The 26,236-nt window shown below is 72.8% G+C and carries 24 protein-coding genes; 2 read left to right on the top strand and 22 right to left on the bottom strand.

What is annotated here, in order from left to right:
- Positions 1-255 precede the first annotated feature (255 nt).
- Both pyk and FXF65_RS29235 read right to left on the bottom strand, forming a co-directional pair.
- Complete coding sequence (gene pyk / locus FXF65_RS29240; RefSeq protein ID WP_148353262.1) at positions 256-1,686, bottom strand: pyruvate kinase; 1,431 nt, start codon at positions 1,684-1,686, stop codon at positions 256-258.
- A gap of 171 nt (positions 1,687-1,857) precedes the next feature.
- Positions 1,858-2,415, bottom strand: a complete 558-nt coding sequence (locus tag FXF65_RS29235) for a type 1 glutamine amidotransferase domain-containing protein (protein ID WP_148353261.1) — start codon at positions 2,413-2,415, stop codon at positions 1,858-1,860.
- A 67-nt stretch (positions 2,416-2,482) separates the two neighbouring features.
- Between FXF65_RS29235 and FXF65_RS29230 the strand changes: the two genes are divergently transcribed.
- Positions 2,483-3,172: a helix-turn-helix domain-containing protein gene (locus tag FXF65_RS29230; protein ID WP_246199187.1), complete on the top strand. Its 690-nt coding sequence runs from the start codon at positions 2,483-2,485 to the stop codon at positions 3,170-3,172.
- Positions 3,173-3,185: 13 nt separating this feature from the next.
- On the opposite strand, the gene FXF65_RS29225 is transcribed toward FXF65_RS29230, so the two are convergent.
- The gene (locus FXF65_RS29225; protein WP_148353259.1) at positions 3,186-4,064 is read right to left on the bottom strand and encodes a hypothetical protein; all 879 of its coding nucleotides are present in this window, start codon (positions 4,062-4,064) and stop codon (positions 3,186-3,188) included.
- Positions 4,065-4,409: 345 nt separating this feature from the next.
- Here FXF65_RS29225 and FXF65_RS29220 point away from each other — a divergent pair, with 345 nt between their 5' ends.
- The gene (locus FXF65_RS29220; RefSeq protein WP_148353258.1) at positions 4,410-5,837 is read left to right on the top strand and encodes a pyridoxal phosphate-dependent decarboxylase family protein; all 1,428 of its coding nucleotides are present in this window, start codon (positions 4,410-4,412) and stop codon (positions 5,835-5,837) included.
- A 7-nt stretch (positions 5,838-5,844) separates the two neighbouring features.
- Here the strand turns inward: FXF65_RS29220 and FXF65_RS29215 are convergent, their stop codons facing one another.
- The 19 genes from FXF65_RS29215 to FXF65_RS29125 all read right to left on the bottom strand — a co-directional run bounded on the left by FXF65_RS29215 (position 5,845) and on the right by FXF65_RS29125 (position 26,098).
- Positions 5,845-6,297, bottom strand: coding sequence for a VOC family protein (locus tag FXF65_RS29215; RefSeq protein WP_148353257.1), 453 nt, complete (start codon positions 6,295-6,297; stop codon positions 5,845-5,847).
- Positions 6,298-6,385: 88 nt separating this feature from the next.
- Positions 6,386-6,805 carry a helix-turn-helix transcriptional regulator gene (locus FXF65_RS29210; protein WP_222868772.1) on the bottom strand — a complete coding sequence of 140 codons (420 nt, stop codon included), beginning with the start codon at positions 6,803-6,805 and terminating at the stop codon, positions 6,386-6,388.
- A gap of 254 nt (positions 6,806-7,059) precedes the next feature.
- On the bottom strand, positions 7,060-8,520 hold the full coding sequence (locus FXF65_RS29205) for a glutamate synthase subunit beta (RefSeq protein ID WP_148353256.1): 1,461 nt from the start codon (positions 8,518-8,520) through the stop codon (positions 7,060-7,062).
- A gap of 18 nt (positions 8,521-8,538) precedes the next feature.
- A complete protein-coding gene (gene gltB, locus FXF65_RS29200) occupies positions 8,539-13,119 on the bottom strand; it encodes a glutamate synthase large subunit (protein WP_148353255.1) in 4,581 nt (1,526 codons plus the stop codon).
- A 299-nt stretch (positions 13,120-13,418) separates the two neighbouring features.
- Positions 13,419-14,507 carry a hypothetical protein gene (locus FXF65_RS29195; protein ID WP_148353254.1) on the bottom strand — a complete coding sequence of 363 codons (1,089 nt, stop codon included), beginning with the start codon at positions 14,505-14,507 and terminating at the stop codon, positions 13,419-13,421.
- 97 nt (positions 14,508-14,604) lie between these two features.
- Positions 14,605-15,399, bottom strand: coding sequence for a hypothetical protein (locus FXF65_RS43990; protein WP_187412542.1), 795 nt, complete (start codon positions 15,397-15,399; stop codon positions 14,605-14,607).
- A gap of 85 nt (positions 15,400-15,484) precedes the next feature.
- Positions 15,485-16,198 (bottom strand): VIT1/CCC1 transporter family protein, encoded by a 714-nt coding sequence (locus FXF65_RS29185; RefSeq protein ID WP_148353253.1) that lies wholly within the window; start codon positions 16,196-16,198, stop codon positions 15,485-15,487.
- Positions 16,199-16,223: 25 nt separating this feature from the next.
- Positions 16,224-17,399, bottom strand: coding sequence for a prolipoprotein diacylglyceryl transferase (gene lgt / locus FXF65_RS29180; protein WP_148353252.1), 1,176 nt, complete (start codon positions 17,397-17,399; stop codon positions 16,224-16,226).
- Positions 17,400-17,442: 43 nt separating this feature from the next.
- On the bottom strand, positions 17,443-18,261 hold the full coding sequence (locus tag FXF65_RS29175; protein WP_148353251.1) for a DsbA family protein: 819 nt from the start codon (positions 18,259-18,261) through the stop codon (positions 17,443-17,445).
- A 161-nt stretch (positions 18,262-18,422) separates the two neighbouring features.
- Positions 18,423-19,199 carry a DsbA family protein gene (locus tag FXF65_RS29170; RefSeq protein WP_148353250.1) on the bottom strand — a complete coding sequence of 259 codons (777 nt, stop codon included), beginning with the start codon at positions 19,197-19,199 and terminating at the stop codon, positions 18,423-18,425.
- A 57-nt stretch (positions 19,200-19,256) separates the two neighbouring features.
- Complete coding sequence (locus tag FXF65_RS29165; protein ID WP_148353249.1) at positions 19,257-19,748, bottom strand: vitamin K epoxide reductase family protein; 492 nt, start codon at positions 19,746-19,748, stop codon at positions 19,257-19,259.
- A 224-nt stretch (positions 19,749-19,972) separates the two neighbouring features.
- On the bottom strand, positions 19,973-20,785 hold the full coding sequence (trpA, locus tag FXF65_RS29160) for a tryptophan synthase subunit alpha (protein ID WP_148353248.1): 813 nt from the start codon (positions 20,783-20,785) through the stop codon (positions 19,973-19,975).
- Positions 20,782-22,005 (bottom strand): tryptophan synthase subunit beta, encoded by a 1,224-nt coding sequence (gene trpB / locus FXF65_RS29155; RefSeq protein ID WP_148353247.1) that lies wholly within the window; start codon positions 22,003-22,005, stop codon positions 20,782-20,784. The genes trpA and trpB overlap by 4 nt, the downstream gene beginning before the upstream one ends.
- A gap of 102 nt (positions 22,006-22,107) precedes the next feature.
- Positions 22,108-22,914 (bottom strand): indole-3-glycerol phosphate synthase TrpC, encoded by an 807-nt coding sequence (gene trpC, locus FXF65_RS29150; protein WP_148353246.1) that lies wholly within the window; start codon positions 22,912-22,914, stop codon positions 22,108-22,110.
- A 102-nt stretch (positions 22,915-23,016) separates the two neighbouring features.
- On the bottom strand, positions 23,017-23,451 hold the full coding sequence (locus tag FXF65_RS29145) for a DUF2752 domain-containing protein (RefSeq protein WP_246199186.1): 435 nt from the start codon (positions 23,449-23,451) through the stop codon (positions 23,017-23,019).
- 51 nt (positions 23,452-23,502) lie between these two features.
- Entirely contained in the window at positions 23,503-24,168 is a 666-nt protein-coding gene (locus FXF65_RS29140; protein WP_148353244.1) for a response regulator transcription factor, read from the bottom strand.
- Positions 24,165-24,764, bottom strand: coding sequence for a Trp biosynthesis-associated membrane protein (locus tag FXF65_RS29135; protein WP_148353243.1), 600 nt, complete (start codon positions 24,762-24,764; stop codon positions 24,165-24,167). The genes FXF65_RS29140 and FXF65_RS29135 overlap by 4 nt, the downstream gene beginning before the upstream one ends.
- 225 nt (positions 24,765-24,989) lie before the next feature.
- Entirely contained in the window at positions 24,990-25,196 is a 207-nt protein-coding gene (locus FXF65_RS29130; protein WP_026405868.1) for a cold-shock protein, read from the bottom strand.
- A gap of 248 nt (positions 25,197-25,444) precedes the next feature.
- Entirely contained in the window at positions 25,445-26,098 is a 654-nt protein-coding gene (locus tag FXF65_RS29125) for a TIGR03085 family metal-binding protein (protein WP_148353242.1), read from the bottom strand.
- Positions 26,099-26,236: the final 138 nt, after the last annotated feature.

Below are 26,236 nucleotides of genomic sequence, written 5' to 3'. Positions count from 1 at the left end.
GCCCGGCTCATCCGTCCCGTGGACGCCTCCATGGTCGTGGACGCCCGGGCGCCGCACCCCCTTCGTGAGTTAGCTCAGGCGTGTCGGCGTCGCTCGCTTTTCCGGAGCGAAAGGGAATTGAGACCGGCCGGTGATCCCTGCGCGGTGCGCAATTTTCGCAAGGCGGAGCGGGGAAGGCCCGGGGCGGGCGGCGTCAGCGCCGCCGATGGTCGGTGTCCGGCCGCCAGTGCCGGATCCCGTCAGTGCTGGATCTCGTCAGTGCTGGATGCCGATCGCGTCGCCGAGGGCGTGGACGCGCAGCGCGTTGGTCGAGCCGTGGGTGCCGGGCGGCGAGCCCGCCACCACGACGACCTTGTCGCCCTTCTGGCACCGGCCGAGTTCGAGGAGCGCCTGCTCGACCTGCCCGAACATGGCGTCGGTGTGGTCGGCGTGCGGGACGACGAACGTCTCCACCCCCCACACGTGCGCGAGCCGCCCCCGGACGGCGGGCACCGACGTGAACGCCAGCAGCGGGATCGGCGACCGGTAGCGCGACAGCCGCCGCGCCGTCTCGCCGGACATCGTGAACGCCGCGAGGGCCTCCGCGCCGACGATCGCGCCGACCTCGGCGGCGGCGCGGGCGATGGCGCCGCCGACCGTCTCCGGCATCCGCTGCAGCGTGTGGGTGGCCTGCAGCGCGGCCTGCTCGGCGGTCTGCACGATCCGGCTCATCGTCAGGACGGACTCGATCGGGTACTGCCCGACGCTCGTCTCGCCGGAGAGCATCACGGCGTCGGCGCCCTCGAACACGGCGTTCGCGACGTCGGAGGTCTCGGCGCGGGTGGGCCGCGGCGAGGAGATCATCGACTCCAGCATCTGGGTGGCGACGATCACCGGCCGGGCCTTCTCGCGGCACAGCTCGATCGCGCGCTTCTGCACGATCGGGACCTGTTCGAGCGGCAGCTCGACGCCGAGGTCGCCGCGGGCGACCATGATCCCGTCGAAGGCGGCGACGATCTCGGGCAGCCGCTCCACCGCCTGCGGCTTCTCGATCTTGCCGATGAGGGGGACGCGGACGCCCTCCTCCTCCATGATCTGGTAGCAGATGTCGGCGTCGGCCGGGGTGCGGACGAACGACAGCGCGACGAGGTCGACGCCGAGCCGCAGGGCCCAGCGCAGGTCGCGCTCGTCCTTCTCGGTGAGGGCCGGGACGCTGACCGGCACGCCGGGGAGGTTCAGCCCCTTGTTGTCGGACACCATGCCGCCGACGGTCACCGTGGTGTGCACGCGGGGGCCCTCGACGGACGTGACCTTGAGGGCGACGCGGCCGTCGTCGATGAGGATCGAGTCGCCGGGCCCGACGTCGCCGGGCAGCCCCTGGTAGGTGGTCGACACCTCGCGGCGGGTGCCGGGGACGTCCTCGGTCGTGACGGTGAACTCGTCGCCGAGCGTGAGCCGTACGGGGCCGTCCGGGAAGCGGCCGATGCGGATCTTGGGGCCCTGGAGGTCGGCGAGGACGCCGACGCCGCGCCCGGTCGCCTCGGCGGCGGCCCGGACCCGGTGGTAGACCTCCTCGTGGACGGCGTAGTCGCCGTGGCTCATGTTGAGCCGGGCGACGTCGATGCCCGCCTCGACGAGAGCGGTGATCTGCTCCGCGCTGGAGCAGGCGGGACCGATGGTGCTGACAATCTTGGCTCGACGCGTCACGGCAACAACGGTACTTAGTTACTCGTCGGTACCGATATTCGTGCAGGATATGGTCGTCCCCGGTTCACCGATTGGTCTAGCTCAGAGGTCTAGACCACATCTGGCCGCCGCACCGTTGAACCCCGCCGAGCACCGCCCGAGCCCCGTCACCTGGGCCGCCGGGCCGTCCGGTCAGGGCTTGAAGGCGTCGACGGCGGCCTGCGAGAACGCCTTGAGGTCGTCCGGCTTGCGGCTGCTGACGAGGATGTTCGGCCCCTGGTCGCAGATGTGTACCTCCTCGTCCACCCACGTCGCACCCGCGTTGCGCAGATCGGTCTGGAGACTCGGCCAGGACGTGAGGGTGCGGCCGCGGACGGCGTCCGCCTCGATCAGCGTCCACGGGCCGTGGCAGATGACCGCGACCGGCTTGCCCGCGTCGAAGAACGACCTGGCGAACGCGACGGCGTTCGGCTGCGTGCGCAGGAAGTCGGGGTTGGCGACGCCGCCGGGGAGGAGGAGGCCGTCGAACTCGGTGTGGTCCGAGACGTCCACGGTGGTGTCGACGGGGAAGGTGTCGGCCTTGTCGAGGTGGTCGAACGCCTGGAGCCGCCCGGACTGGGTGGACACGAGCCGCGGCGTGCCCCCGGCCCGCTCGACCGCCTGCCAGGGCTCGGTCAGCTCGACCTGCTCGGTGCCCTCCGGGGCGCAGAGGAAGGCGATGGTGCGGCCTTGGAGATCGTTGTTCGGCATATTGCCCTCCTTGTGGTTAAGGCTTACCAATGGCCTTGCCCGCGAGGAGGGGTGGTATGCAGGAGGCGTGAATCCCACCGGATACCGCGAGCTCCCGGCGCCGGGGCTGGCCTGCGCCTGGACGGCGGCCCTCCCGGCGGACGCGGAGCCGTTCACGCAGCGCGTCGTTCCGGACGGCTGCGTGGACGTCATGTGGTCCCCGTCCGGGATTCTCGTGGCGGGCCCTGACACGGGGCCCATCCCGGCGGTCATGCCGCCGGGCCACACGGTCGCGGCGGTGCGGTTCGGGCCGGGGACGGCCCCGCCCGTGCTCGGCGTCCCGGCCGACGCGATCCGCGACGCTCGGCTCCCGCTGCGCGACCTGTGGGGCGACGAGGCCGACCGGCTCGCCGACGCGGTCGCGGCGGCGGACGACCCGCTCGGCACGCTCGTCGCGGCCGTCCGCGCGCGGATCCGTCCGGCGGACCCGATCGTCCCGGCGGTGCTGGCCGGGCTCGCCGGAGGGTCGGTCCGGGACGTGGCCGACGACCTCGGCCTCAGCGAGCGGCAGCTCCGGCGGCGGTCGCTGGCGGCGTTCGGGTACGGGCCGAAGACGCTGCAGCGGGTGCTGCGCTTCCAGCGGGCGCTGGCGCTGGCGCGGGCGGGCGAGCCGCTCGCGGGCGCGGCGTTCGCGGCGGGCTACGCCGACCAGGCGCACTTCGCGCACGAGGTGCGGGACCTGGCGGGCGAGCCCGTCCGGAAGCTGCTCGCCGCCTAGGCGAGGGCGCCGGTCAGGGCTTGAGCCTTCCGTAGGCGCGGAGTGTCCGGAGGCTCTCGACGGTGACGAAGCCGCGCCATTCGGGACGGGTGATCGGCGTCCAGACGAGGAAGCCGATGTCCCAGCCGCCGTCGTCGTCCTGCGCGTCGATCAGCGCGTCCAGGTGGGCGTCGATGACGTCGTCCGCGAACAGCCGCCGCCCGAACCCGCCGGGGAACGGCGCGAAGTCGAGCGGGAGATGCCGGGCACCGGCCGCGTGCGGGTCGAGTGAGACGGGCGCGGCGAGCGCGTCGCGGACGCGGGCGAAGGCGGCCTCGGCCCGCTCGCGGTCGGGGACGTGGTCGAGGAAGGTCAGGATGGACAGGGCGTCGTAGGGCCCCGGCTCGATGTCGGCGTCCTCCAGGTGGCGCCAGCAGAAGTCGGTGGCGGGGCCGGTCCAGGGGTGCGAGGAGCCCGCCCGGTAGAGCCTCCCGGCGAGGCTGCCGGTCGGGTTGATCGCGCCGGACGGCTCGTCCGCCGCCCGCCACCAGGGCCCGTGCGGCGCGTCCCGGACGGACGGCAGCACGAACGGCGCTCCCCCGTCCGCGCCGGTGATCGACGCCAGGTAGTCGCCGATCCGGTCCACCGCGGGGTCGGCGTCGGCCCCCGCCTGGTGGAGGACGTCGAGGGCGTGCTGCGCGGGGACGGGCTGGCTCGCCTCGCCGCGCAGGTCGGGTTCGAGGGCGTGGCCGTAGCCGCCGTCCGGGTTCTCGTAGCCGCGCAGGGCCGCGACGACCGGTCCGGGGCGTCCGCCGCGGAAGTGGAGGGCGAACCGGCGGCGGTCGATGAGGCGGCCGTTGAGGCGCATGAACTCGGCGGCGCGGTCGAGGCCGGTGCCGTGCAGGACTCTCATGCCGTCCACGCTAGGGCGGCCGCTTCCGGCCGGTCTTGCAAGAAACGGACACGAAGGAAACGGACACGCAGGAAACGGATGACGCGGTGGGCCCGACCACCCCAGCGGTGAGTGGCCGGGCCCTCGATGTCCCGCGTGCGGGGTGCGGGAGCGGGTGGTCCGCCACCGCTCGGACGGGCTCGGGCCGTACCGCGGCCGCGTCGCGGACCTTGGCGGGACGGTAGCCGACGGGCCGGAAGTGCACAAGTGGCAGACGGTATGCGAAGCGTGACGACGATCGGTTCGTCCGCCCCCTGCCGGACGGCCGTTTTCCGGACGGACCACGTTTGTGGTCTGCTGTCCGGCATGAGTGATCCACTGGACGAACGTGACGTCGCGGGCGACCCGCTCGCGCTGGTGGCGGGGGCGGCGGCGCCGTATCTCGGCGGGCTGGCCGAGCGTCCGGTCCACGACCCGTCGCGGGACGCGCTGCTCGACGAGTTGGACGGCCCCCTTCCCGCCGAGGGCGACGGGTCCGTCGCCGCGGTGGAGCGGCTGCTGCGCGTCGGGACGGCCGCGGCGACGCACTCGTCCGGGCCGCGCTGCTTCCACTTCGTGGTGGGCGGGTCGACGCCGGCGGCGATGGCGGGCGACTGGACGACGTCGCTGCTCGACCAGGGCGCGGGCCTGTGGGTGCTGTCGCCGTTCGCGGCCCGCGCGGAGACCGTCGCGCTGCGCTGGCTGAAGGAGCTGTTCGGGCTGCCCGCCGAGTTCGGCGGCGTGCTCACGCCGAGCGCGACGCTCGCGCACGTGGCGGGCCTCGCCTGCGCCCGGTACTGGTGGGCGGACGGCTACGGCGTGGACGTCACGTCCCGCGGCCTCGCGGGCCTGCCGCAGATGCCGGTGTTCAGCAGCGGGCTGGTGCACGTCAGCACCCGGAAGGCGCTGCAGATCCTCGGCTGCGGACGCGACACGCTCCGCACGTTCGCGCGCGACGACGCGGGCCGCGTCGACCTCGACGCGATGGACGCGGCCCTGTCCCGCGTGGACGGCCACGCGGTGATCGTGGCGAACCTGGGCGAGGTGAACACCGGCGACTCCGACCCGATCGACGACCTCGCCGACCTCGCCGAACGGCACGGCGCCTGGCTGCACGTGGACGGCGCGTTCGGGATGTTCGCCGCGCTGTCGCCGCGCACCGAGCACCTGGCACGCGGTGTGGAACGTGCCGATTCGGTGACGGCGGACGGGCACAAGTGGCTGAACGTCCCCTACGAGAGCGGGTTCTCGTTCGTCCGCGACCGGTCGCTGCTGAGCCGCTCGTTCGGCGCGTGGGGCGCGGCGTACCTGCCGGACGAGGACGACGAGCGGATCAACTACAACATGCTCGGCCCGGAGTCGTCCCGGCGGGCGCGGGCGCTGCCGATCTGGGCGACGCTCCGCGCCTACGGGCGGGACGGCTACCGCGAGATGGTCGAGCGGCACCTCGACGTCGCGCGGCACCTGGGCGAGCTGGTCGAGGCGTCCCCGGACCTGGAGCTGCTCGCGCCGGTCCAGCTCTGCATCGTGTGCTTCCGTTACCGCCCGGAGGGCGTTTCGGAGAGCCGTCTCGACGACCTGAACGCGCGCCTCGGCGAGGCGCTGATCGCGGACGGCCGCGTGTTCGCGGGCACCAGCACCTACCGGGGCATGACGGTGTTCCGCCCCGCCCTGGTGAACTGGCGGACGACGAAGGCCGACGTGGAACTCCTCGTGGACGTCCTGCACGAACTGGCCCCCGGCGTCCGCGGCTGAGCAGCCGTCAGGCCGAGCAGTGGTCCCAGCCGAGGCTCTCGTCCAGTTCCTCGAACGGCTGCGTGAGGCTGTACCAGCAGCCCGAGTCGTCGCGGAACACGGCCTCGACGCCGTAGGGCCGCTTCTCCGGCTTCTGGACGAACTCGACGCCCGCGGCGGAGAGCCGCTCGTAGTCGGCCTGGCAGTCGTCGGTGTTGAACGCCCCGGCGCCGAGGACGCCCTTCGCGATGAGCGCCCGCATCCGCTCGGCGGACTCGGGGTCCATGGTCGGCGGGCCGGGGACCATGAGCGCGAGGCTCAGCTCCGGCTGGTCCTTCGCGCCGACGGTGACCCAGCGCATGCCGCCCTCGCCGAGCGTCATGTCGTCGCGCAGCTCCAGGCCGAGCTTCCCGGTGAAGAACTCGATGGCCGAGTCCTGGTCGAGGACCCACACGGTGGCGAGCCCCAGTCTCGTGATCATTTCAGCGCCTCCCAGTCGATGCGTCTGCGAACCGCTTCCACGCTAGGAGGCCCCCGGACCTGCGGGCTTCTCGATAATTGCGAAGCGGTCACTCCCCGCTGAAGCCACCGGCCCAGAGCAGCACGAAGCAGCCCGGAATGGCCGACGCGCCACCGGACCGGGCGCGCCTGCGGAACTCGGTCGGCGTCATGCCCACCTGCCGCTTGAACCGCGTGCAGAACGTGCCGAGGCTCGTGAAGCCGACCAGCATGCAGATCTCGGTGACGGTGAGGTTCGCGGTGCGCAGCAGGTCCTGGGCGCGCTCGATGCGCCGCCGCGCGAGGTACCGTCCGGGCGTCTCCCCGTACACCTCCCCGAACAGCCGGACGAAATGGTACGGCGAGTAGCCCGCGCGGGCGGCGACGGCGGCCACGTCCAGCGGCTCGCCCCAGTCGCGGTCCATGGCGTCCCGCGCCACCCGCATCCGCCGCAGCACCTCGGTGTCCTGCACCGACACCCCGCTTCCCATCCCCCGATGCTGACACATGGCACCGACGAAAGGACCCTGGCATCGAACCTGACCCGGGGCCACGGTTCGTGCGGCCGGAGGCGCCCCAGCGCCGGAGGCCGCACGAACCGCCGAGCGAGGGGCCGTTTCCCGAGCCGCGAACGCGGACTCGGGAAACGGACCCTCGCGAGTGACGGGGGTTCCAGGGGGTCGCCCCCCTGGGCAAACACGGCCCCTCGCGAGCAACGGGGGTTCCAGGGGGTCGCCCCCCTGGGCTAAAGAGGCCGGGCCGTGGGCGGAATGGGGTACGGCAGGTCCGTGCGGCCGTTGAGGTAGGCGTCCACGCCGTGGGCGGCGGCGCGGCCCTCGGCGATGGCCCAGACGATCAGCGACTGGCCGCGGCCCATGTCGCCCGCGGCGAAGACGCCGTCCACGGACGTCTTGTAGTCGCCGTCGCGGGACACGTTGCCGCGCTGGTCGAGGTCCACGCCGAGCTGGTCGAGGAGGCCCTCGCGCTGCGGGCCGAGGAAGCCCATCGCGAGGGTGACGAGCTCGGCGGGGATCTCCCGCTCGGTGCCCTCGACCGGCTGGAACCGGGTCTCGGGGCCGCCGACCTCCACGAGCCGCAGGGCCCGGACGTTGCCGTCCGCGTCCCCGGCGAACTCGGTGGTGGACACGGCGTAGACGCGGTCGCCGCCGAGGTCGGCGAGCTCCTCGTGGGCGCTCTCGACCTTGAACAGCATCGGGTAGGTCGGCCACGGCTGGGCGTCCGGACGCGCCTCCGGCGGCCGCGGCATGATCTCCAGCTGCGTGACGGACGCGGCGCCCTGCCGGATCGCCGTGCCGATGCAGTCGGCGCCGGTGTCGCCGCCGCCGATGACGACGACGTGCTTGCCCTTTGCCGAGATCGGCGACTCCTCGAAGTCGCCCTCCTGCGCCCGGTTGGACGGCGGCAGGTACTCCATCGCCTGGTAGACGCCCTTGAGGTCGCGTCCGGGGACGGGCAGGTCGCGCCACGCGGTCGCGCCGCCCGCGAGGACGACGGCGTCGTGCTCGGCGCGCAGCTCGTCGGCGGTGACGTCCACGCCCACGTCCACCGAGGTCTTGAAGACGGTGCCTTCGGCGCGCATCTGGTCGAGGCGCCGGTCGAGGTGCCGCTTCTCCATCTTGAACTCGGGGATGCCGTAGCGGAGCAGGCCGCCGATCCGGTCGGCGCGCTCGTAGACGGTGACGTCGTGCCCGGCGCGGGTGAGCTGCTGCGCGGCGGCAAGGCCCGCGGGCCCGGAGCCGACGACCGCGACCTTCTTCCCGGTCTTCACGGCGGGCGGGCGCGGTACGACCCAGCCCTCGGCGAACGCCCGGTCGATGATCTCGACCTCGACCCGCTTGATGGTCACCGGGTCCTGGTTGATGCCGAGGACGCAGGCGCTCTCGCACGGGGCGGGGCACAGCCTCCCGGTGAACTCCGGGAAGTTGTTCGTGGCGTGCAGCCGCTCGATCGCCTCCCGCCAGTCGTGCCGGTAGACGAGGTCGTTCCACTCGGGGATGAGGTTGCCGAGCGGGCAGCCCTGGTGGCAGAACGGGATGCCGCAGTCCATGCAGCGGCTCGCCTGCTTCTCCAGCCGGTCGTTGCCGAAGTCCTCGTAGACCTCGGACCAGCTCCGGATGCGGACGTCGACCGGGCGGCGCTTCGGGAGCTCCCGCCGGACGGTGAGGAAACCCTTCGGGTCGGCCATGTTCGGGAAGTCCCCCTCTCAGCTCTGCGCGGCGGCCATGACGGCCTCGTCGACGTCGCGTCCCTCGGCCTCGGCCCGCGCCATGGCGTCGAGGACGCGCCGGTAGTCCCGCGGCATGATCTTGGTGAAGCGGGCCGCGGCGGCGTCCCAGTCGTCCAGCAGGCGGCGGGCGACCGCCGAGCCGGTCTCGGCGTGGTGCCGGCCGACGAGCGTCCGGACGAACTCCAGGTCGGCGTCGTCGAGCGGCTCCAGGGTCACCATCTCGCCGTTGACCCGCTCGGGCACCAGGTCGAGGACGTAGGCGATGCCGCCGGACATCCCGGCCGCGAGGTTGCGCCCGGTCCGGCCGAGGACGACCGCGCGGCCGCCGGTCATGTACTCGCAGGCGTGGTCGCCGACGCCCTCCACCACGGCGGTCGCACCGGAGTTGCGGACGCAGAACCGCTCGCCCACGACGCCGCGCGCGAACAGCTCGCCGGACGTGGCCCCGTAGAGGATCACGTTGCCGCCGATGATCTGCTCCTCGGCGGCGAACCCGGCGTCGGCCGGCGGACGCAGCGTCAGCCGCCCGCCGGACAGGCCCTTGCCGACGTAGTCGTTGGCGTCGCCGACCAGCCGCAGCGTGACGCCGCGCGGGACGAACGCGCCGAACGAGTTCCCCGCCGAGCCGGTGAAGGTCACGTCGATGGTGTCGTCCGGCAGGCCGTTCCCGCCGTGCCGCTTGGTGACCTCGTGGCCGAGCATGGTGCCGACCGTCCGGTTGACGTTGCGGATCGGCAGCTCCAGCGTGACCGCGTCCCCGAAGGAGACCGCTCCCTCGGAGAGCTGGATCAGCGTGTTGTCGAGGGCCTTCTCCAGCCCGTGGTCCTGGACGGTGGTCCGGCGCAGCGCCGCGCCGTCCGGGACGTCCGGCCGGTGCAGGACCGGCGTGAGGTCGAGCCCGGCGGCCTTCCAGTGCTCGACGGCCCGCCGCGCGTCGATCATCTCGACGTGGCCGATCGCCTCGTCCAGCGACCGGAACCCGAGGGCCGCGAGGTGCTCGCGGACCTCCTCGGCGATGAACTCGAAGAAGTTCACGACGAACTCGGGCTTCCCGGCGAACCGCTCCCGCAGGACCGGGTTCTGGGTGGCGACGCCGACGGGGCAGGTGTCGAGGTGGCAGACCCGCATCATCACGCAGCCCGACACGACGAGCGGCGCGGTCGCGAAGCCGTACTCCTCCGCGCCGAGCAGCGCGGCGACGACGACGTCCCGGCCGGTCTTCATCTGCCCGTCGGTCTGCACGACGATCCGGTCGCGCAGCCCGTTGAGCAGCAGCGTCTGCTGCGTCTCGGCGAGGCCGAGCTCCCACGGCGCGCCCGCGTGCTTCAGCGAGGTCAGCGGGGACGCGCCGGTCCCGCCGTCGTGGCCGGAGATCAGCACGACGTCGGCGTGCGCCTTGGACACGCCGGCCGCGACCGTCCCGACGCCGACCTCGGCGACGAGCTTGACGTGCACCCGCGCCGCCGGGTTGGCGTTCTTCAGGTCGTGGATGAGCTGCGCGAGGTCCTCGATGGAGTAGATGTCGTGGTGCGGCGGCGGCGAGATGAGGCCGACGCCGGGCGTGGAGTGCCGGGTCTTGGCGATCCACGGGTACACCTTGTGGCCGGGCAGCTGGCCGCCTTCGCCGGGCTTCGCGCCCTGCGCCATCTTGATCTGGATGTCGTCGGAGTTGGTGAGGTACTCCGACGTCACGCCGAACCGTCCGGACGCCACCTGCTTGATCGCGCTGCGCCGCAGGTCGCCGTTCGGGTCCGGGGCGAAGCGGATCGGGTCCTCGCCGCCCTCGCCGGTGTTGGACTTGGCGCCGAGCCGGTTCATCGCGATCGCGAGGGTCTCGTGCGCCTCGGCGGAGATGGAGCCGTAGGACATCGCGCCGGTGGAGAACCGCTTGACGATCTCCGACACCGGCTCGACCTCGTCGATCGGGACGGGCCGCCGCTCGCCGTCGCGGAGCCGGAACAGGCCGCGCAGGGTCATCAGCCGCTCGGCCTGCGAGTCGACCCGCGCCGTGTACTCCTTGAAGATCTCGTAGCGGCGGGTGCGGGTGGCGTGCTGGAGCTTGAACACCGTCTCCGGGTCGAACAGGTGCGGCTCGCCCTCGCGGCGCCACTGGTACTCGCCGCCGACCTGGAGGGTCCGGTGGGCGAGGTCGTTGCCGCCGGGCGGGTAGGCGTGCGCGTGCCGGCGGGCGACCTCGCGGGCCAGCACGTCGAAGCCGACGCCGCCGAGCCGGGACGTGGTGCCGGTGAAGCAGCGGTCCACGACGTCCGCGCCGAGCCCGATCGCCTCGAAGATCTGCGCGCCGGTGTAGGACGCGACCGTCGACACGCCCATCTTCGACATGACCTTCAGGACGCCCTTGCCGTACGCCTTGACGAGGTTCCGTACGGCCGCGGCGGCGTCCACGCCCTCGATCACGCCGCCGCGGACGAGGTCCTCGACGGTCTCGATCGCGAGGTAGGGGTTGATCGCGGACGCGCCGTACCCGATGAGCAGCGCCATGTGGTGGCACTCGCGGGCCTCGCCGGTCTCGATCACGAGCCCGACCCGCGTCCGGGTCTTCTCCCGGATCAGGTGGTGGTGGACGGACCCGGTCAGCAGCAGCGCCGGGACCGCGGCCCGCGCGGCGTCCGCGCCCCGGTCGGACAGCACGATGATCCGCGCGCCGCCGTCGATGGCCCGGCTCACCTCGGCGTTGATCTCCGCGAGCCGCGCCTCCAGCGCCGCTCCCCCGCCCGCGACCTCGTACAGGCCGTGGACGACGTGCGCGTGCAGGTGCGGCAGCGACCCCTCGTCGTCGATGTGGATGATCTTGGAGAGTTCGTCGTTGTCCAGGATCGGGGTCGGCAGGACGAGCCGCCGGCACGAGTCGGGGCCCGGCTCCAGGAGGTTGCCCTCGGGCCCGAGCGTGGACTGCAGCGAGGTGACGAGCTCCTCGCGGATCGCGTCCAGCGGCGGGTTCGTGACCTGCGCGAACAGTTGCTTGAAGTAGTCGAACAGCAGCCGCGGCCGCTCCGACAGGACGGCGATCGGGGTGTCGGTGCCCATCGACCCGATCGGCTCCGCGCCGCTCTTCGCCATCGGCGACAGGATGATCCGCTGCTCTTCGAGCGTGTACCCGAACGTCTGCTGCCGCCGGACCAGCGTCTCGTGGGTCGGGATCTCCCGCTCGCGGTGCGGCAGCTCCTCGAACCGGACGAGGCCCTCGTGCAGCCACTCGCCGTACGGGTGCTCGGCGGCCAGCTCGGCCTTGACCTCGTCGTCCTCGACGATCCGCCCGGCGGCCGTGTCCACCAGGAAGATCTTGCCGGGCTGCAGCCGCCCCTTCCGGACGACGTCCGCGGCCGGGATGTCGAGCACGCCCGCCTCGCTGGCGAGCACCACCAGGCCGTCGGCGGTCACCCAGTACCGGCCGGGGCGCAGCCCGTTCCGGTCGAGGACGGCGCCGACGACGGTCCCGTCGGTGAAGCTGACGCTGGCGGGGCCGTCCCACGCCTCCATGAGCGTGGAGTGGAACTCGTAGAACGCGCGGCGCTCGGCGTCCATCTCGGCGTGGTTCTCCCACGCCTCCGGGATCATCATCAGCACGGCGTGCGGCAGCGAGCGGCCGCCGAGGTGCAGCAGCTCCAGGCACTCGTCGAACGAGGCGGTGTCGCTGGCCTCGATGTCGATCACCGGGTAGATCCGGGACAGCTCGCCCGGGATCAGGTCGGACTTCAGCAGCGCCTCGCGGGCCCGCATCCAGTTCCGGTTGCCCTTCACCGTGTTGATCTCGCCGTTGTGCGCGATGAACCGGTACGGGTGGGCCAGCTCCCAGGCCGGGAACGTGTTGGTCGAGAACCGCGAGTGGACGAGCGCGATCGCGCTGCTGAACCGGCGGTCGGACAGGTCGGGGAAGAACGGCTCCAGTTGCGGGGTCGTCAGCATCCCCTTGTAGACGATCGTCCGGCTGGACAGGCTCGGGAAGTAGACCGCGACGTCCTGCTCGGCGCGTTCGCGCATGCAGAACACGGCACGGTCCAGCTCCAGGCCCGTCCTGCCGTCGTGCGGGCCGCCCGCCGCCGGGGCGACGAACAGCTGCGCGAAGTGCGGCATGACGCGGCGCGCGGCGGGGCCGGTGAAGCCCGGGTCGTGCGGCAGCTCGCGCCAGCCGAGGACGGTGAGGCCCTCGTCCGCGCAGAGCGCCTCGACGTGCGCGGTCACGGCGGCGCGCTCGTCGCCGTCGGACGGAAGGAACGCGATGCCCGCGGCGTACGCGCCGGGCTCGGGGAGCGGGAAGTCGCAGACCTCGCGGAAGAAGGCGTCCGGGATCTGGACGAGGATGCCGACGCCGTCGCCGTCGTCGGGCTCGGCGCCGACCGCCCCGCGGTGGTCGAGGTTCTTCAGGACCGTCAGGGCCTTCTGCACGATGTCGTGGCTCTTGCGTCCGCGCATGTCGGCGACCATGCCGACACCGCAGGCGTCGTGCTCGTTGGCGGGGTCGTACAGGCCCTGGGGGCGCGCGCGGCCTACCGCGTCCGGAGTGCGGGCAGCAGGTGTGAGGGCAGCAGCAGCCATCAACCCTCCCGTCGTCGTCGTGTCGTCACTGCTTCTGTGTCAGTGCAGGCTCGGGACGACGTTGGCCCTGCTGCGGTGAGATGACATTACATCACTGTCGGGAACATGCCCGACCTGACCGGATCGCGAAACTTCTCCGCGCAGATCGACCCGGGTCATCTCACAATGGTTTAGACCAGCGTAGCCGTCCGATCTTGGAAGGAAGTGCCCTGACCTCGGTGAAAATCATCACCGGGAGCCGAGGTTTATGGCCCTCTTTACGTTACTTGCCGGAAACCTTGACCCTCGTCGGGAAGTCGCTACTGAGTGGTGCGCGCCGCACGGCCGAGCACCGCCGGGGCCTTGCCGCCCTCGATGAGGAGGGACAGCAGCGCCGCGTCCTTCTCGTCGCCCGTGCCGTCCAGCCGCTGCGCCCACGTGACCACGGCGAAGTGGCCCATGGCGAGCCCGCGGGCCATGCCGAAGCCGCGCCCGAACCCGTCCAGCGGCGCGGGCGCCTCCAGCGGCCGGACGAACCCCGCGCCGATCGTGTGCTCCAGCGTCGCGACGAACCGGTCCGCGTCCGCCGACCCGGCCAGGTTGAACACCGCGACGGCGAGGCCGTAGCCGCCCTTCGGGCCCGCGTAGATCCCGCGCGCCGCCTGCGTGCAGCCGCCCTTGCCGAGCGTCTCCACCACGGTCGCGCCCCACGCGGCGGCGGCGCAGTCGGCGTCCAGGCGCTTGGCGCGCAGCTTCACCTTGACGTCGCCGTCCGGGACCGACAGCGCCGCGGCCGAGGCCGGGAACGCCTCCTCGATCGTCAGCGGCTTCGGATCGGCGCTCCGCGACACGATGCCCGCGTACGCGGCGGACGACGGGGAGCTGGAGTAGGAGTCGGGCGACAGGCCGTTCCCGGCGGGCTTCCCGATCTTCGCGGCGGAGGTGTCGCGGGGGTGGGCGGCGCCGCCGTCCAGGACCGTGACGGCGGCCAGGCCGAGCAGCACGAGCACGGCCAGCGCCGCCGCCGCGCCGAAGTACAGCTTCGGGCCGAACCCGCCCTTCCCACTCTTCCCGGGCGGTCGCCGTGCGGCGGCCGGTTTCGCGCCGCGCCGCTTGCGCCCCTTCGGCTTCCGGCCGGGGCCGGGAGGCGGGGCCACGGCGTCGTCGTGCGGCGGCCCCTCGTAATGCTGCTCGCCGTACTGCGGCTCGTTGTACTGCGGTTCGTCCTCGTAGGGCGGGCGCGGCGGCGGGACGGGACGGCCGGGACGCGGCGCCGGGCGGCGGGACGCGCCGGTCCGGCGCGGACCGCCCGCGCTCGTCCGGCGGGCGGCGGGGCGGCCGCGGCCCGCGCGGCTCGACGGCGGCGTCCGCCGGGGGCCGCCGCCGCGGCGGGGTTCGTCGGGGTCCACGACCGGGGAGACTACTGCCCGGCGAGAGGTGACACGCCCGCGCGCCCCCTCATGACTGTCCCGCGCGCCACTGTCGCATCCGTCACTGTCGCGTCCGTCACTGGCCCGGCCTTCCGGTGGAGGCGAGGTCCATCCGCCCGTACAGGAAGTCGGCCGCGTTCTCGATGACCAGGCTCACGTCGATCATCTCGTTCAGCGAGTCGGGGCGCTTCCCGCCGGTCCGCTCCACCGCCGTGATCACCGCGTAGTGGCCGTAGGTCTTGGCGTAGGCGGCGCTGAACCCGGCCCCGAACGCGGGGACGCCCGGCATCTTCAGCGGCAGTACCCAGCCCGCGTCGGTCTGCGGGTCGAGGTCGCGCAGGACCTGCTCGACGCCCTCCTGGCCCGCCATGTTGATCACGATGAACTGGCCGGTGTACTTCTTGTCGGCGCTCACGTACGCGGCCCGGACGACCTGCGTGCAGCCGAGCTTCGCGAGGTCGCCCTGCAACCGGGCGCCCCAGGTCGCGGTCTTGCAGTCGGACGCGAGGTCCTTCGCGGCGAGCGTGAAGACGTACGAGCCGGACTTCAGGTCCTTCGCGGCGAACGCCTCGCCCTCGGTGATCGCGCGGGCGTCCGCGGTCCGGTTCGCGATCGCCTTGAACCCCTCGCCGTTGTAGTCCGGCGTGTAGGCGACCGGGGTCACCTTCCGCGGGGCGGCCTCGTCGTCGCCGCCGCCGGTCAGCACGACGACCGCCGCCACGGCGGCGATCAGCACGACCAGCGCGGCGGCCGCGCCGAACAGGAGCTTCGGGGCGGGGCGGCGGCGGCCTGGCTTCTCGTCCGGCCAGAAGTCCTTTCCGCGGCCCTCGGGCCCGGCTTCGGGGGAGCCTGTGTCACGAGCCTCGATCACGTCCCGGAGCTTAGCGGCCCGGGTGCCGCCGCGTGGCCAAAAGGGCGTTTCATCCAGTTTCCACCGGCCCCGGCCGGCGGCGGGGTCAGCCGGTTCCGATGAGGGCGCCCACGCCGTAGGTGATCGCGGCGGCGGCCGCGCCGAACAGGAGCTGCCGCGTCCCGCCGAACCACCAGGCGCGGGTCGTCACCTTCGACACCAGCGCGCCCGCCGTGAACAGGCCGAGCCCGGCGATCCCCGCCGCGGGCCACAGGCTGGACGCGCCGAGCAGGTACGGCAGCACCGGCAGCAGCGCCCCGACCGCGAACGACAGGAACGACGAGCCCGCCGCGAGCAGCGGGGACGGCAGGTCGCCCGGCGTCACGCCGAGCTCCTCCCGGGTGTGGACCTGGAGGGCCTCGTCCGGGTCGCGGGAGAGCTGCCGCGCGACCTCCGCCGCCGTCTCCGGGTCGACGCCGCGCGCCTCGAACACCCCGGCCAGCTCCCGCTCCTCGGCCGCCGGATGCCGGGCGAGCTCCCGCCGCTCGACCTCGATCTCCGCCTCCGCCAGCTCCGACTGCGACGCGACCGAGATGTACTCCCCCGCCGCCATCGAGAACGCCCCGGCGGCGAGGCCCGCGAGCCCCGCCAGCAGGACGACCTTCGCCGACGCCTGTCCGCCCGCGATGCCGGCGATCAGCGCGAAGTTGGAGACCAGGCCGTCCATCGCGCCGAACACGGCCGGACGCAGCCAGCCGCCGGTGACGTCGCGGTGCTGGTGATGGCGCTCCGGCGGCGCGCCCGTCCTCCCGCTGGTCATCTCCTCCGCACCGGTGCTCTCGGACCTACTTCCCGTCCGTGACGGGCTCGGCCTTCTTGGGCTCCTCGGCCGCCTCGGCCTCGGGGTCGGCCGCCGCGGTCTCGGCGTCGGCGGCGTTCGGCTCGTCCCCATCTTCGTCGGACGCGGCGGCGGTCTCGTCGCCGGGGTCCTCGGTCTCGGCAGCGGCGTCCTCAGCGGGCCGGTCGTCCCCGCCCTCGTCCCCGTCCCCGTCCTCGTCCCCGCTCTCGTCCTTGGACTCGGGCTCCTTCGCGAGGTCTACCGCGTCCTCGGAGGTGTCCGGCTCGGCGTCGGCGGGAGCATCACCGGACGGGCCGTCGGAGGCGCCCTCCGCCATCGCGACGACGACGTTCAGCGGCTCGTCCCTGTTGCGCGCCCAGTAGATGTAGCCGATCGCGCCGAGCAGCAGGATGAGCGACGTCCAGTCGTTGAGCCGCAGGCCGAGGACGTGGTGGGCCTCGTCGATGCGCAGCGCCTCGATCCAGCCGCGTCCGACCGTGTAGGCGGCGACGTACAGCGCGAACGCGCGGCCGTGCGTCAGCTTGTAGCGGCGCTCGGCCCAGATCACCAGGACCGCGACGCCGAGGCACCACAGGAACTCGTACAGGAACGTCGGGTGGTAGGTCGCGACGTCGGCGTACTTCGGGTCGAGCGCGGGCCCGCCGTCCAGCACCGGGCGGTGGTTCTCATCGATCTTGATGGCCCAGAAGGCGTCCAGCGGGCGGCCGTACAGCTCCTGGTTCCAGTAGTTGCCCCAGCGGCCGATGCCCTGCGCGAGGACGATCCCCGGCGCGACCGCGTCGGCGAGCGCCAGCGTGGAGATCCCGCGCCGCCGGCAGCCGATGATCGCGCCGACCGCGCCGAGCCCGATCGCGCCCCAGACGCCGAGGCCGCCCCGCCAGATCTCCAGCGCCCTGACTGGGTCGCCGTCGGACCCGAAGTAGCGCTGGTAGTCGGTGAGGACGTGGTAGAGGCGCCCGCCGACGAGGCCGAACGGCACCGCCCACACGGCGACGTCGATGACCACGCCCGGCGTGCCGCCCCGCGCGGCCCAGCGCCGTTCGCCCAGCCAGACCGCGACGACGATGCCAAGGATGATCATGACGGCGTAGGCGCGGATCGGGATGGGCCCGAGGTGCCAGACGCCCTGCGAGGGACTCGGGATGTATGCCAGCGGGTGCATGACCGATGAGGGTACCCCTACCCGGCGCGGTGCGCCGCGATCTCTACGGGCGCGCCTGGTGGCGGCCTGTCGCCACTCCCGTGGCGCGGGCGCCGCCGGGGGCGCGGCGCCCCCCGCCGACCGCCGCGACGGCCTTGCGCAGCTCGTCCGGCGAGCCGAGGACGTCGTCGTCGACCCTCCTGCCGTTCAGCGCGAGGAACGGGGTGGCGTCGACGCCCGCCCGCCCGGCCTGGGAGCTCGCCTTCTCGACCTGGTCGATCTGCCGGGAGCGGTCGACGCAGTCGGCGAACTCGGGGCCGGTGGCGCCGAGCCGCCTCCCCCAGGCGATGAGGTCCTGGTTGCGGAAGCCGACGTCGCCCTCCGGCGGCTGCTCGCCGTAGAGCTTGTCGTGGTAGCGCACCCACGCGCCGGCCGGGAAGCAGGCGGCGGCGTTCGCCGCCCGCCGCGAGTTCGACATCAGCGGCTCCTGCTGGAAGAGCTGGAACGGCCGGTAGACGACCCTGGCCCGGCCCTCGGCGGCGAGCTGCTTGAGCGTCCCGCCGATCCGCCGCTCCAGCGCCCGGCAGGCGGGGCACTGGAAGTCCTCGTACAGGTCGAGGACGGGCGTCGCGACGCCGGGCCGCGCCATCGCGACGGCGCCGTACTGCTCCCGCGCCGTCGGCGCCAGCGGGCCGTCGTAGCTGCTCTCCAGCGTTCCGTCCCCGTCGTGGCGGCCGACGGCCACGACGACCACCGCGACCGCGACCGCCGCCGCGGCGACCCCGCCGAGGACGACCACCAGCAGGCGCCGCCGCCGCTCCCTGGCCTCGGTGCGCGTCCGGTCGTCCGCGGGAGTCCGCGGCCCCCTGCCCTGCTCGCTCATCGATCCCCCGATCGGCACGGTACGTGATTGCGTGCGTCCACGAGCGTAGCGGGGACGGGTCGCCGGGGCCGGGGAAAAACGCCGCGCCGCGCCGTCCCCGGCGGGGACGGCGCGGCGCGGCGGCGGGCGGGCGCCCGCGAAGACTCAGCTCGGCGGAGCGGTCACTTCCCGGCGGCCTTGGCGGCGTCGATCGTCGCCCGCAGCGCGCCCGGGTTCATGAACTGCGACTGGTCGAGCTTCTTGCCGTCCAGGAACACGGTGGGCGTGCCGTCGACGCCGCGGTCCTGGAGGGCGTACTTGGTCATCGAGTCGACCACGGACTTCTTCTGCTCGTCCCGCACGCACTTCTCGAAGGTCGGGTCGGAGATGCCGATGTCCTTGCCCCACTTGACGAGGTCGTCGGGCGAGAAGCCCTTCTCGCCCTCGGTCGGCTGGAACTTGAAGAGCGCGTCGTGGTAGGAGATCCACTTGTCGGCGGGCACGCAGAGCGCCGCCTCGGCCGAGCGCAGCGAGTTGATCTTGACCGGGTCCTTCTGCTGGCCGAACAGGTGGAACGGCCGGTAGACGACCTTGACCTTGCCCTGCTGGGCCAGTTCGATGATCGTCTTGCCGCTGCTCTGCTCGAACTGCTTGCAGATCGGGCACTGGAAGTCCTCGAAGATCTCCAGCTCGGGCTTGGACACGCCGTTCTGCGCCATCACGATGGAGCCGTCGCCCTGCCGGCTGAGCGGGGCGACCGCGCCCTGGTGGACCGCGGCCTTGCCGTTCTTGCTCTGGTGATCGACGATCAGGACGGCCCCGACCACGATCACCGCCACCGCCACCACCGATCCGATGACGATGGCGAGCAGCCGCCGCTGCTTCGCACGCGCCGCCTGCTTCTTCCGGTCGGCGGCCAGGCGCTCCCTCGCGGAACGCTCTCGTGCGGCCTTGCTCATTGGTTCTCCTATTGCGTGGGGGCCGCACCGCCACCGTGCGGCGCGGTCACGGCGAGACTAGTCGACTTGACCGATCCGCCGGAATTCGTCGATCAAGACGAGCAGGAACAGCAGGACGGTGACCACGTGGACCCCGCTGCACCAGAGGCAGATCTTGTGCAGGATGGCGAACTCCACGGTCACGAGGTAGACGACGAACAGCACGCCGACCGAGACGCTCGCGATCCGTCCCCAGCGGATGGGCGGCCACGTCGAGCGCAGCGCCCACGGCGTGATCAGCGCGGCGAACGCCACGAAGAACGCCAGCCCCAGCAGGGGCATGGGGATGCCGAGCAGGGTGGAGTACTCGCTCGTCGTGACCGCGTGGCAGTCGACGGTCTTGGACGCCGAGCACACCAGCGCGCCGTCGTCGTAGTGCGTGATCGTCAGATAGACCGATATCCCGAACCCGGCGATCGTCAGGAGCCAGGCCACCGCCTGGAACCAGGCGGGGGGCAGCGGCGGAGCGGCCGTCTTGGCACGGCCCTTCGCCGTCATCTCTTGCGTCATCGTGATCATGATCCTTCCAGGACCGCCACACCCGGCGAACACACCTTACGGGAGACCGGCGATACCACAAGCATCAACTCGGAGGCACCGTCCGGGAGTTCCCGGGCGCCTCCCGGCACGTCCGGCGGCGGGTCGGAACCCGCCGCCGGACGGCCGCGGACTTAATCAGCGGCGACGTCCTCGCAGTAGGCGGACGCCTGCGCGGCGGTCGTCGCCCGTGACGGTCAGCGACCGCCGCGGACTCCCGCCGCGAGTTCCTCGGTGAGCGCGCGGAGCCCGGTCAGCCCGGACGCGAGGTCGGGCGCCTCCAGCAGCCGCCGGACGAACGCCGACCCGACGATCACCCCGTCGGCGAACCCGGCGACCTCGGCGGCCTGCGCGCCGGTCCCGACGCCGAGCCCGAGCCCGACCGGCAGCGGCGCGCCGCCCTTCTCGATGAACGCGCGGGTGCGCTCCACGAGCCGGGGCGCACCGGTGTCGACGGCGGAGCGGTCGCCGGTCACGCCCATCAGGGACGCCGCGTACACGAACCCGCGGGACACCCCGGTGATCTTCTCGATCCGCTCGTCGGTGGAGCTGAGCGCGACGAGGAACACCCGGTCGAGGCCGTGCTCGTCGGACGCCGCGAGCCACGCGCCGCCCTCCTCCGGCGTGAGGTCGGGCGTGATCAGCCCGGCGCCGCCGGCGGAGGCGAGGTCGCGGGCGAACCGGTCGACGCCGTAGTGGTCGACCGGGTTCCAGTAGGTCATGACGAGGGTGGGGACGCCGGTGGCGGCGACGGCCTCGACCGTCGCGAACACGTCGGCGACGCGGGCGCCGCCGACCAGCGCCTGGTGGACGGCGTCCTGGATGACGGGGCCGTCCATCATCGGGTCGGTGTAGGGCAGGCCGATCTCGATGACGTCGCAGCCCGCGTCGACCATCGTCTTCAGCGCGTCGATCGAGCCCTCGCGGGTCGGGAACCCGGCGGGCAGGTAGCCGACGAGCGCGGCGCGCCCCTCCGCCTTGGCCTTGTCGTAGGCGGTCTGAGCGGTCATTCGCCGTCTCCCTCGGGCATCAGGCCGAAGAACCCGGCGGCCGTGTGCATGTCCTTGTCGCCGCGTCCGGACAGGCACACCACGAGCGTGGCGTCCGGGCCGAGCTCGGGGCCGACCTTGAGCGCGCCGGCGAGCGCGTGCGCGGACTCGATGGCCGGGATGATCCCCTCGGTGCGGCAGAGCAGGGAGAAGGCGTCCATCGCCTCGGCGTCGGTGATCGCGCGGTACTCGGCGCGGCCGGAGTCGCGCAGCCAGGAGTGCTCGGGGCCGACGCCGGGGTAGTCGAGGCCCGCGGAGATCGAGTGGGTCTCCTGGGTCTGGCCGTCGTCGTCCTGGAGCAGGTAGGTGCGCATGCCGTGGATGACGCCGAGCGAGCCGCCGACCAGCGTCGCGGCGTGCCGCCCGGTGCCGACGCCGTCGCCGCCCGCCTCGAACCCGTACAGCTTGACGGACTCGTCGGGGACGAAGGCGTGGAACGCGCCGATCGCGTTGGAGCCGCCGCCGACGCAGGCGACGACGGCGTCCGGCAGGGACCCGGTGAGCTCCAGGCACTGCCGCCTGGCCTCGACCCCGATGATCCGCTGGAAGTCGCGGACCATCATCGGGAACGGGTGCGGGCCCATCGTGGACCCGATGCAGTAGTGGGTGTCGTCGACGGTGGCGACCCAGTCGCGGAACGCCTCGTTGCAGGCGTCCTTGAGGGTGCGGCTGCCGTTCTTCACCGGAATGACCTCGGCGCCGAGCATCCGCATCCGCGCGACGTTCAGCGCCTGCCGCTCGGTGTCGACCTCGCCCATGTAGACGACGCAGTCGAGGCCGAGCAGGGCGGCGGCCGTGGCGGTGGCGACGCCGTGCTGGCCCGCGCCCGTCTCGGCGATCACCCGGGTCTTGCCCATCCGGCGGGTGAGCAGCGCCTGGCCGAGCACGTTGTTGATCTTGTGCGAGCCGGTGTGGTTGAGGTCCTCGCGCTTCAGCAGCACGCGGGCGCCCGCGTGCTCGGAGAAGCGCCCGGCCTCCGTCAGCAGGCTGGGGCGCCCCGCGTAGTTCGCGAGGAGTTCGTTCAGTTCCCCGGTGAACGCGGGGTCGTGCTTGGCGGTCTCGAACTCGCGGGTCAGTTCGTCGAGCGCCGCCATCAGCGCCTCGGGGGCGAAGCGCCCGCCGAACGATCCGAAGTGGCCGGTGGCGTCGGGCAGCGCACCGCGCGCGGTGTCGATGGTCATGGGTAAACGCGTCCTGTCATGCGAAGAGCGGCTGATCGGTCTCGGGGTACGGATCAGCCCCGCCATCGCTCCCGGAGCGGCTCGGCCTGCATGTCTGAGACCTTAGCCGCTCTGCCGCAGCGCCGGGTGCGCTCCGGCGGCGACGAGGTCGGCGACGGCGGACCGCGGGTCGCGGCCGATCACGAGGCTCTCGCCGACCAGCACGGCGTCGGCGCCGTTGGAGGCGTAGGCGAGCAGGTCGTGCGGGCCGCGCACGCCGGACTCGGCGATCTTCACGACGTTCTTCGGGATGAGCGGCGCGACCCGGGCGAACACCTCGCGGTCGACCTTCAGCGTCCGCAGGTCGCGGGCGTTCACGCCGATGACCTTGGCGCCGGCGTCGACGGCGCGGGCCACCTCGTCCTCGGTGTGGACCTCGACGAGCGGGACGAGCCCGATCGACTCGGCTCGCTCCACCAGCGAGACGAGGGCGTCCTGCTCCAGGGCGGCGACGATCAGCAGGGCCATGTCGGCGCCGTGCGCGCGCGCCTCCCACAGCTGGTAGGAGGTGACGATGAAGTCCTTGCGCAGGACGCAGACGCCGACGTTGGCGCGGACGGCGGCGAGGTCGTCCAGGCTGCCGCCGAACCGGCGCCGCTCGGTCAGCACGCTGATCACCTTCGCGCCGCCGGACTCGTAGTCGCGGGCGAGCGCGGCGGGGTCGGCGATGGCGGCGAGCGCGCCCTTGGACGGGCTGCTCCGCTTGACCTCGGCGATCACGGTGACGCCGGGGCCGCGCAGCGCGGCGAGCGCGTCCCGCGGGGCCTCGGCCGCCGCGGCCTTCTCCTTCAGGGCGCCGAGCGGGACGTCCCGCTGCCTTTCGGCGAGATCGGCCCGGACGCCCTCCACGATCTCGTCCAAAACGCTCAAGGTCGCAGGCCCCCTATTTCAGGTCGTTCCGTGCACCGATCGTAGCCGCCCCCTCGGACGGCGCCCGCAACCGGGCGGCCCGTCGCGGGCGCCTCGCGCGCTCTAGGGGGCCAGGGCCTGCCCGAACGGCAGGTTGCGGACGACCCAGTAGACGATGAGAAGGCCGAGGAACGCGTACGCCACCACCGGCCTGAACAGAGCGGAACGCATCGGCAGCCCCCGCGCGGCGAGGACCGTCCACCGCACGTACAGGTAACCGAACACCGGCAGCAGGAGGAACAGCAGCGGGTTGAAGCCGAACGCCGTCCCGACGTCGCCGTGCGTAAGAGCGTGAACGAGCCGCATCATCCCGCACCCCGGGCAGTAGTAGCCGGTCATCAGCAGGAACGGGCACGTCGGGTAGTGCCCGGCCTCGTTCGGGTCCCGGAACGCCACGATCAGCGATCCCGCGACGACACCGCCGAGCACGGCCCCCGGCCCCACCAGACTCCGCCAGGCGAACCCACGCCTCTGCGAGTCGACGGATGCCTCGGTCACACGCCCAACCATAGAACGCCCTCCACGGGGCCGCCTCCCAGACGTGCGGGACTATCCGTCCAGGACGTAGCCCACTCCGCGGACCGTCCTGATGGGGTTGCCCTGGCCGAGTTTCGCGCGGAGCTGGGCCACATGGACGTCGACGGTGCGGCTGCCCGCGCCCGCGCCGGGCCCCCAGGCGGCGTCGAGGAGCTGCTCGCGGGTGAAGACGCGGCCGGGGTTGCCCATGAGGAATTCGAGGAGGTCGAACTCGGTGACGGTGAGGGTGACGCGGCGGTCGCCGATGACGGCGGTGCGCTCTCCCGGGTCGAGGGCGACGGCTCCGGCCCGCAGGGGTCCCGGGGCCTCGGCGGGGGCGCCGCGGCGGAGCGCGTCCGCGACGGCGCCGACGAGGACGCGGGGGCTGAACGGCCGGTCCACCCGGCGGTCCCCGACCGCGCGGGCGACGAGCGGGTCGAGGGGCCCGGTGACGGCGATGACGGGGGCGGGGCAGGCGGCCTCGGCGACCCGCCGGTACAGGTCGGCGGGCAGCGCGGAGATGGACAGGTCGAGGACGACGGCGGCGGGACGGCTGCGCCCGGCGGCGGCGGGTCCCTTCGCGGGGTCGGCCTCGATCTCGACGTCGAAGCCCTCGCGGGCGAGGTAGCGGCGCTGGAGCTCGGCGACCGCTGGGTCGTGCTCGACGACGAGGACGAGCCCGCCGCCGTCGCCGCTCACGGACGTCCGTTCCGGTGGGCGGTCGGGTCCTCGCCGCGGTCGAGGGACTTCCACATGGACGACGGGTCGGCGGGGTCGGCGGGGGCTGCGCTCGCCTTCGGCGCGGTGGCGGCGCGCTCGTAGCGGGCGGACATGCGGGGCCATCGCGCGCCGCGCAGCACGGTGACGAGACCGGCGGCGGCGAGGAGGACGCCTCCGGCGAGTGAGACCGTCCACCACAGGTTCACGTCCACGGAGGGGTCGGCGCCGAGTTTCAGCAGCGCGCTCTTGTCCCCGGCGGCGGACAGCACGTTCGAGCGGCGGACGGCGGTCGCGGAGGCGTAGGCGATCCCCACGCCGAACAGGGCGACGAGGACGCCGACGCCCGCGCGCACGCGGCCGCTGGTGGCGAAGAGGGCGGCGAGCCCGGCGAGCCCGGCCCACCCGAGCGCGCCCGGCGCGCCGCCGAGATCGCCGCCGCCGAGGTTCTGCGCGAACGGCGTGATGGCGTGCTCGGCCTTGACGGAGGCCCAGGTGCGTCCGGCGGCGAGGAGGGCGAGCCCGGCCCCGGCGGCGCAGAGCAGCGCCGCGATCCCCCGCTCACGCCCCGGCGTCACGGGGCGGGGTTCGGGTCGGACGGTCGGACGGACATGCCGTCCATTGTGCAGGCTCCCCGCCGGGCCGCCGCACCGCCCCCGCCCGGAGTCCGACCGCACCCGTTCCGGCGAGCACTCATCTATCGCCGGAAAAACACCGGAAAGAAGTGGGAAATGCGATAAGAAACACGAAAGGACCCGTTCCCCCGAGGCGGAGGGACGGGCCCTGACGTACGACTACTGGCGTTACAGGGGGACGACCTGGTCTGCCTGGGGACCCCGGTTACCCTGCGTCACCTCGAACTGAACGCGCTGGTTCTCGTCCAGGGTGCGGTATCCGGAGGTCTGGATAGCCGAGTAGTGCACGAAGACGTCCGGCCCGCCGCCGTCCACGGCGATGAAGCCGAAGCCCTTCTCGGCGTTGAACCACTTCACGGTGCCCTGCTGGGGCATGTCTTTCTCCTTGCGGCAAAACCTGGGCCCACACCTCGCGGGCCCGTGCGGTCGCTGCGGAACGCTCTCGCCCCCGGTACGGTCCCGGAAAAGCCAAAACGCCCGCTGCCATCAGTCCGCGGGCGTCTTGAACGATCGAGAACCACGACTGCAACCGACCGCCCCACCGTATCACCGGTTCCGCGTAAAGCGGAGGAGCCGCAAGCCTTCCGATTCTTCCCTCCGCGAACCGTGCCGTTACCTGGCCGTTAAAGACTCCAACCCGTCTCGGTCAGGCTCTTGACAGCGTCCGTCGCCCCCGTGAGCCGGACGTTCGCGACGTCGCGGCGGCCCAGCGCCCAGAGGACGAGTTCGCCGACGGGGCCGTGCACGCGGACGGCTCCGCGGCCACGTCCCGACACCCGGGCGGCCCGCCCGTCCGGTTGGACGAGCGTTACCTGAACATGAACTTTTCTTAGGACAAAGCGGGCAATTCTTATCCGCCGCCAGAGCAGTTCCTCGAGTTCCGGAGAGATCTCCCGCGGCTCCCAGTCGGCACTCGCGCGGCGGATGTCCTCATGGTGAACAAAGAACTCGACGCCGTTCGCGTTTCTGTCCACGCCCGGAAGCGCGTACGGCGAGAACTTCGGCGGTCCCTCCCGAAACCGTTCTACCAGTCGGTCGAACGGGACGGTCTTGGCCGCGCGGCGCCGCACGCGCTCGGTATAGAAGGACAACGGCGGAAGCAGTATTCCCGGCGCCGCGTCCGGACGCCCTTCCCGGACGACGAGATGCGCCGCCAGATCGCGGGCGCTCCACCCGGCGCACTTGGTGCCGGCGTCCGGCCCGGCGTCGCGCAGCGCGTCGGCGAGCAGCAGCCGCTCGGCGCGCACCGGGTCCGGGCCGCGGTCGGAGGTGCTCATCGCCTGATCCTCATCGCCTGATCGTAGGCCCCGGCCGGTCGGCCGGGAATAAGCGAGGGCCGCTCATGGTAGGGAGTATCCGAGCCCGCAAATCCCCCCATACCCCGCTAGCAGGGGGCAATTCCCGGGCACCACGCC

The sequence above is a fragment of the Actinomadura syzygii genome, assembly GCF_008085905.1.
Classification (GTDB): domain Bacteria; phylum Actinomycetota; class Actinomycetes; order Streptosporangiales; family Streptosporangiaceae; genus Spirillospora; species Spirillospora syzygii.
Note: the sequence above shows the minus strand (reverse complement) of the source record. Positions and strands in the feature narration are given on the sequence as shown.